General features: G+C 40.5%; 7 protein-coding genes. 3 read left to right on the top strand and 4 right to left on the bottom strand.

Annotation, left to right across the window (positions count from 1 at the left end):
• The coding region (locus tag A1019T_RS12590) for a zinc ribbon domain-containing protein (protein WP_143514148.1) at positions 1-131 on the top strand (131 nt) is incomplete at its 5' end.
• 332 nt (positions 132-463) lie between these two features.
• A complete protein-coding gene (gene ypfJ, locus A1019T_RS12585; protein WP_077452040.1) occupies positions 464-1,333 on the top strand; it encodes a KPN_02809 family neutral zinc metallopeptidase in 870 nt (289 codons plus the stop codon).
• 177 nt (positions 1,334-1,510) lie between these two features.
• Here ypfJ and A1019T_RS12580 read toward each other — a convergent pair whose 3' ends face one another.
• The 3 genes from A1019T_RS12580 to trxA form a co-directional block, all read right to left on the bottom strand.
• Positions 1,511-1,750 carry a glycine zipper family protein gene (locus tag A1019T_RS12580; protein ID WP_077452038.1) on the bottom strand — a complete coding sequence of 80 codons (240 nt, stop codon included), beginning with the start codon at positions 1,748-1,750 and terminating at the stop codon, positions 1,511-1,513.
• Positions 1,751-2,240: 490 nt separating this feature from the next.
• Positions 2,241-3,509 carry a transcription termination factor Rho gene (gene rho, locus A1019T_RS12575; protein ID WP_077452042.1) on the bottom strand — a complete coding sequence of 423 codons (1,269 nt, stop codon included), beginning with the start codon at positions 3,507-3,509 and terminating at the stop codon, positions 2,241-2,243.
• Positions 3,510-4,567: 1,058 nt separating this feature from the next.
• A complete protein-coding gene (gene trxA / locus A1019T_RS12570) occupies positions 4,568-4,894 on the bottom strand; it encodes a thioredoxin (RefSeq protein WP_077452036.1) in 327 nt (108 codons plus the stop codon).
• A 375-nt stretch (positions 4,895-5,269) separates the two neighbouring features.
• On the opposite strand from trxA, the gene A1019T_RS12565 reads away from it, so the two are divergent.
• Complete coding sequence (locus tag A1019T_RS12565; protein ID WP_077452035.1) at positions 5,270-5,983, top strand: RluA family pseudouridine synthase; 714 nt, start codon at positions 5,270-5,272, stop codon at positions 5,981-5,983.
• 196 nt (positions 5,984-6,179) lie between these two features.
• Here A1019T_RS12565 and A1019T_RS13330 read toward each other — a convergent pair.
• On the bottom strand, positions 6,180-6,576 hold a 397-nt coding region (locus tag A1019T_RS13330; protein ID WP_167366885.1), incomplete at its 5' end, for a transposase.

The following is a 6,576-nucleotide window of genomic DNA, read 5'->3' as shown; positions in this document are numbered from 1 at the left end:
GAGCAGGCTTGCGAATAAGAGGATGGACTTGTGCTGAGTGTGGCACATGGCATGATAGAGATATCAATGCTGCTAAGAACATCCTCGCGGTCGGGCTTGGCCGTCTAGCTGTAGGAATCCCCTCGGTTTAGCGAGGGGAGGAAGTCAAGGCCTAACTGTCCAATATCTGCTAATTATACTTTTTATTATAGCGACGTGCATCAAATTATTATAATGATGAGCAGTAAAAGATTGTAGATTTTCAAAAAAAGCAGTTTATATAATAGCTATTTATCTGATAATGGCTTAGATACCGTCCTATAAGGGTTGACTTACTATGAGATTAACCTGTTTATTAGGGTAATTGGCAAAATTATAAGATAACCATAAGATAGCCATATAAAAACAGTTTATAGCTAGAAAAAATATTGGGGCTATTAGGAATATCCCCCTAACATTAAAGTAATGATTAAGGCGAAGGTCTATGAAATGGCGTGATAGAAGTGGTAGCTCAAACGTACGTATGAGTGGCGGTAAGGCTGCTGGTGGCGGTATCTTTGGTATTATTATTGGTCTGGTGTTATGGTTGGTGTTTGGGGTTAACCCAATGACTGCGTTCCAGACGGGTCAATCGATTACTGCAGGGAATAGTACCAGTACTCAGCCTTTGAATGACGAGAGCCGGGACTCTCAGTTTGTCGCTGTGGTGTTGGCAGATACTGAAGCTGTATGGCAAGAAATATTTCAAGAGATGGGCAGTAGTTATAGAGAGCCTCAACTGGTTTTATTTAATGGCCGAGTGAATTCAGCTTGTGGTAGTGCTACTTCAGCCACAGGTCCTTTTTATTGTCCAGCAGATCAGCAGGTTTATTTGGATACTTCATTCTTTGCTGAAATGAGCAATAACTTAGGGATTGCTGGTGACCAACAAGGCTCAGGCGATGCTGAAAACCAAGGCAAGGCAGGTGACTTTGCCCAAGCTTATGTGATTGCTCATGAGGTGGGTCACCATGTACAGACTTTATTAGGTACTTCTCAAAAAGTGAATGAAGCCCGTCGTCAGCTTAGTGAAATTCAAGGTAACCAACTTTCAGTACGTCAAGAGTTACAGGCGGATTGTTATGCTGGGGTTTGGGCTAACCGCAACCAACAACGGGTTCAGTTCTTAGAAGAGGGTGATATTGAAGAAGCCTTGAATGCGGCCAGTCAAATTGGTGATGACCGCTTAACTCAAGGGACCGTTATGCCAGATAATTTTACCCATGGTACCAGTGAGCAGCGTGTAAATTGGTTTACTCGTGGTCTTCAAAGTGGCGATATCCGAAGTTGCGACACCTTCTCTGGGGCCATTTAAAGAAAGACTTTAGGGGCGATTTAATTATTCGGTGTGTAGATAGCCCATTGCTTTGCACTCTTTAGTAACATTGTCTTTTATAAAAATAAAATCCAACACCAAAAAAAGAGCCTGCATTGCAGGCCCTTTTTTTTATTTAACTTTAAATAATCAACTTTTTAATAGTAGGGACGACTATTAATTAGTGTTGTCAATTACATAACCACTGATACCACCAATAGCTGCACCAGTTGCGGCACCTTTAGCGATATCTTTACTGTTGCCTTTAGATTTAATTAGAGCACCAGCAACTGCACCGGCAGTAGCGCCTTTAGCAGTATTGTTCATGGTATTGTAGCCACCTGTAGAGTTACAGCCTGCTAAAAATAGGGCAGAGCTGGTCATGGTCGCTAGAGTAAGAGATTTAGATAGTTTCATGGTGTCTTCCTTGTCAAAAGATAAACAAAAAATAAAAAGGGAGGAGAGCTTACCTGTTATAAGCAGACCTACTATAAGTATAAGCTGAAATACTATGCTTAAACACTATAAGGAAGGTTACTTAACTTTTGGTGAGCCACTGAGTATATAAACCCTATATTAGAACATTTGTAATATTTAAGTGTATTAAAATGACTGGCCTTTGCGTCTGATACGTAACACTTGTTACACTGATGTGACAATGATGAAGAAAGGTTGCATAAAAATGTTTCATAATTAGGGGTATAAAAAAAGACCACCCGAAGGGTAATGCCAGTCAGTTAAGAGATTTTATAGCGGAATAGTGAAATTTGTTTTTTCTAGAGCCCGCTATTTATGGAGTTCTCTGGTTTTAAAAAACCATATCTCCGCTAAGTCTCTTGCTTAACTGACTGGCATTAACCCGAAGGCAGTCTTTTATTTAAGCTTTTAATGGCTTTTTTATTAAGGGCTAGTTTTGCGATTTACGTTTCATTTGTTCAAAGAAATCATCATTGGTCTTAGATTCTTTTAAGCGATCTAGCAGGAATTCAGTGGCTTGAACCCCATCCATAGGCTGCAGTAGCTTACGTAGAATCCAAACCTTACGTAGCGTGTCTTCATCTAACAAACGCTCTTCACGGCGGGTGCCAGATTTTTTGATGTTAATCGCTGGAAAGACTCGTTTTTCCGCCAAATCACGTTCAAGAGTGATTTCTTGGTTACCAGTACCTTTAAACTCTTCAAAAATAACGCTGTCCATTTTACTGCCCGTATCGATCAGCGCTGTTGAGATAATGGTTAAACTACCACCCTCTTCGATATTACGAGCCGCGCCAAAGAAGCGCTTAGGCTGGGCTAGGGCGTTGGCATCCACACCACCGGTTAATACTTTACCAGAGGAAGGAACCACGGTGTTGTAAGCACGTGCCAGACGGGTAATGGAGTCCAGTAAAATAACCACATCTTGTTTATGCTCTACCAGACGTTTGGCTTTTTCGATTACCATTTCAGCCACTTGAACGTGACGTTGTGGCGGCTCATCGAAGGTTGAGGCAACCACTTCACCGCGGACAGTGCGCTGCATTTCGGTCACTTCTTCTGGGCGCTCATCGATAAGCAGCACAATCAGATAGCACTCTGGGTTATTGCGAGTAATGGACTGAGCGATGGTCTGTAATAAAACAGTTTTACCAGCTTTTGGCGGGGCTACGATAATAGAGCGTTGACCTTTACCAATCGGAGCAATCAAGTCGATTACGCGACCCGTCAAGTCTTCGGTAGTGCCATTACCCATCTCAAGCTTTAATTGCTCAGTAGGGAATAGTGGGGTTAGGTTTTCAAAGATTAATTTGTGGCGTGAGCGATCTGGGGTATCAAAGTTAATTTCACCGACTTTAAGTAGGGCAAAATAACGCTCTGAATCTTTTGGTGGGCGGATAGTGCCGGCAATGGAGTCCCCAGTTTTTAGACTGAAACGTCTAATTTGGCTTGGGCTAACATAAATATCGTCAGGACCCGCTAAGTAAGAGCCTTCTGAAGAACGAAGAAAGCCGAATCCATCAGGAAGGACTTCTAACACGCCATCACCATAAATGGCTTCCCCATTTTTGGCATGTTTTTTTAAGATAGCAAAAATGATGTCTTGTTTGCGACTACGCGCAAGGTTATCGAGCCCCATTTCTTTGGCAATATTTAGCAGATCAGCAACGGAGTTCTTTTTTAGTTCAGTGAGGTTCATAGAGGTTTCGTTTGATGGTTGTTGAGTCATAGTCAGCTGCCGTTACGCCTATTTAAATTAAGCATATGCAATAGGTTATAAAAGTGCCTGCGATCGTAAAATATCGCCACACGTTGATAGAGTTGGTGAAAAATAAAGATAGGAAAAAGAGTGCGTCATTAACATGAATAGTTCTTACTTAGCTCAATAAGATCTAATTTCCATTAGGTGTAAGTTTAGAGGCATTACTGCTTGTATTTATTGTTTCTAGCCAAAGCCACTGGTTAAATAACCGCCAGAAAAGTGAATAAAGATAAAGAGGGCTTTGCTATCTGTATTTAGCTTAAATAGGATTGATTGATCACTTGTGGGAGTAGACTGGGTCACCCCTTAGCTCTAACAAATGAGTGGAGTAAGTTAATGTCTATATAGTTTATGTCTATATATAACTATCGAGACTAGGAGCACTCAATAAGACAAACAAAATCCAGCAGATAATTTTTAAATAAATCTCTAAATAAGGGCCAAACCTATTTTTTAGTAATAATCGGTTGTTGGATACAGATAGGATATACGGTAAAACTAGAAAGCGAGAAAAGATATTTTGGTTGTCAATATCTGGCATCAAATCATCAGTGATTGACTCTCAATAGGCGTGTCAGTTAGCTAATACGCAAGGGATAACAAAGGTATTAAGACAGGGATAATTGAGTGATGATTTTGTGCAGATAAGCATATATTCGCAACAAAAGCCCCTTAAATAAGGGGACTCTCTATTGAGATTCGCAAATTGACAATAGATATTCTCTAGGAATCAAACTATACGGTGTTTACCCGCGTCGTGTCAATGGTTTTGTTGGCTTAAAATATATTTTAATGTCGATTTGGCTAAGATTAACCATTTGTATTACCAAGGTTTATGGCAGGCTAGGACAATTATCAATATAGGAGAAATATTGAAAATATCACCTATCTCTGCTGCTTTTAGGCCCGAAAAAAAGCGGCTGTCAACGACAACCGCTTTATAGGTGCTTTATAATAACATCACCATTTATCAACTAAAATAACCAGTTGATTGATTATAGGTGCTTATCTAATAAGGCAGCCAGATCAGCTTTAGGCTGTAGGCCCATAACCATATCTACTTTTTCGCCACCTTTAAATACCATTAAAGTTGGGATACTACGGATACCAAAACGGCTAGCAGTTTCTGGGTTTTCATCCACATCAACTTTAACGACTTTCACTTTACCTTTGTAGTCTTCAGCAAGCTCTTCTAGTACAGGAGCAATGGCTTTACAAGGACCACACCAAGCTGCCCAGAAATCTACCAATACTGGCACATCAGACTGAGCCACATCTTGTTCGAAGTTTGAGTCGGTTGAGTTAACGATTAAATCTGACATAATTTATTCCTTTTATTGGTGTTAAAATCTTAGTAAATAACTACAGGCAAAAGCGGTGGTTTTATAATTTACTGCTTTATATTAGCAATTCTCATGGTTGAGTTTCATAGAGTTATCGCTAAAATCCGCCTAGCCTGAATCATGATGTCTATATTACCATTTATTGTCCCAAGTTTTGTCTTTGCCCCGTTAAGTATGGTTAATAATTGGTATCAGTTGGATTGATGGTATACTTTGACGCTTTCTTATTGTGGCCTGCTTCTTGAGACCTTGTTATTTTTAAGGCTTTTGAAGCTTTTGAAGCTTTTGAAGCATTGTTATTTGGTAAAAAGCCACGAGGCTTATTTCTTTTTACTCATAAATTTGTGACCTGTTATGGCAATATCGATCGAAACTGTAAACCAATTAAACCTAGAAGAAGCTGAACGTGATGAGCAGTTTTTTAAAGACTTTATGACGGAAGTTACCGTCTATGAAGATGAAGATTTACTGTTGGTAGATAAGCCTGCCGGCTTGCTAAGTATTGATGGCAAAGACTTAAAGGTCAGCTTGCTTTCTCGTTTAGAGCGCGCCAATCCAGAAATTAAGCTGATTCATCGCTTAGATATGGACACCTCGGGGCTGATGATATTTGGCAAAAACAAGCCGGCTCAGACCCACATTAGCAAACAGTTCATCGAGCGTATTCCCCAAAAAGAATATCAGGCGATTGTCGAAGGCACGTTGGCGGTACCGGGTAAAAAGGGCGAGATCGATATCCCAGTACGTTATGAGCCAAGCATTAAACCCAAGCATGTTGCTGATCCTGAGTGGAAGAAACATGCTTTGACCCATTATGAAGTGTTGCATCATGAGCTACGCAAAGGCAGGCCAGTTACTCGTGTCGCCTTGCACCCAGTGACTGGACGTAGTCACCAATTGCGGGTACATATGGTGCATTTAGGCCATGTCATCATCGGTGATCCTATCTATGCGGAAGGGGAAGCGCTTGAGCTGTCACCAAGACTGAATTTACACGCCCATAAGCTGCGTCTAAAGCATCCTACTAGGAACACTTGGATGGCGTGGGAAAGCGCAGTCCCCTTTTAAAAGGTAGTTAGTTGAATAGTAGATAGTTAAATAGTAGATAGCTAAATAGTAGCTAGGATTAAAGGGCAGCTACGACTGGTTAGTTAGAGGTTTACTAATTTTTTGTTATTAAAAACTGCTAAAGTCTCAATTGAGGCTTTTAATAGTTTGTCACAAGTAGTATTTTATATAAGGATGCTCTGCACACGACAAAAAATCATCCCCACCGGATTTTCATAGGTTTAGGGGTTAAAAAGCTAACTAACTGTCGAAGTACAGTCTTATCATTGTTAAAAAACACCAAACGAAGACCTTCAATCAACACATCCAGACCAAGCGCAAATAAACTGGCTTGAGGTCGAGCGTTTGACTTCAACTTGCGTTTTAACGGCTTATCTTTGTCTTTATAAATACCGACATGATAAGCCCAACAAAATGCTAAGGCGTTCACTGCGACTAATTTACTGACCCGATCAAGATGGGTTAAGTGGGTATCTTCAAGATTAAAGCCACGGCCCTTTAGACAAGCAAATAAAGTCTCAATTTCCCAACGCTTAGCATAGTTTGTCATCGCATCCACTGTTTCTAGTTGATTGGTTGCGACAATCACTAAA

Origin of the sequence: Psychrobacter piechaudii (assembly GCF_900162825.1) — a bacterium.
In the GTDB taxonomy this organism is placed as follows: Bacteria; Pseudomonadota; Gammaproteobacteria; order Pseudomonadales; family Moraxellaceae; genus Psychrobacter; species Psychrobacter piechaudii.
This window is presented reverse-complemented; position numbering and strand designations above follow the sequence as displayed.

Excerpts from the sequence above, each read along its gene's own strand:
- A1019T_RS12580 (WP_077452038.1), bottom strand. The coding sequence starts at position 1,750 with ATGAAACTATCTAAATCTCTTACTCTAGCGACCATGACCAGCTCTGCC.
- A1019T_RS12565 (WP_077452035.1), top strand. The coding sequence starts at position 5,270 with ATGGCAATATCGATCGAAACTGTAAACCAATTAAACCTAGAAGAAGCT.
- trxA (WP_077452036.1), bottom strand. The coding sequence starts at position 4,894 with ATGTCAGATTTAATCGTTAACTCAACCGACTCAAACTTCGAACAAGAT.
- ypfJ (WP_077452040.1), top strand. The coding sequence starts at position 464 with ATGAAATGGCGTGATAGAAGTGGTAGCTCAAACGTACGTATGAGTGGC.
- rho (WP_077452042.1), bottom strand. The coding sequence starts at position 3,509 with ATGAACCTCACTGAACTAAAAAAGAACTCCGTTGCTGATCTGCTAAAT.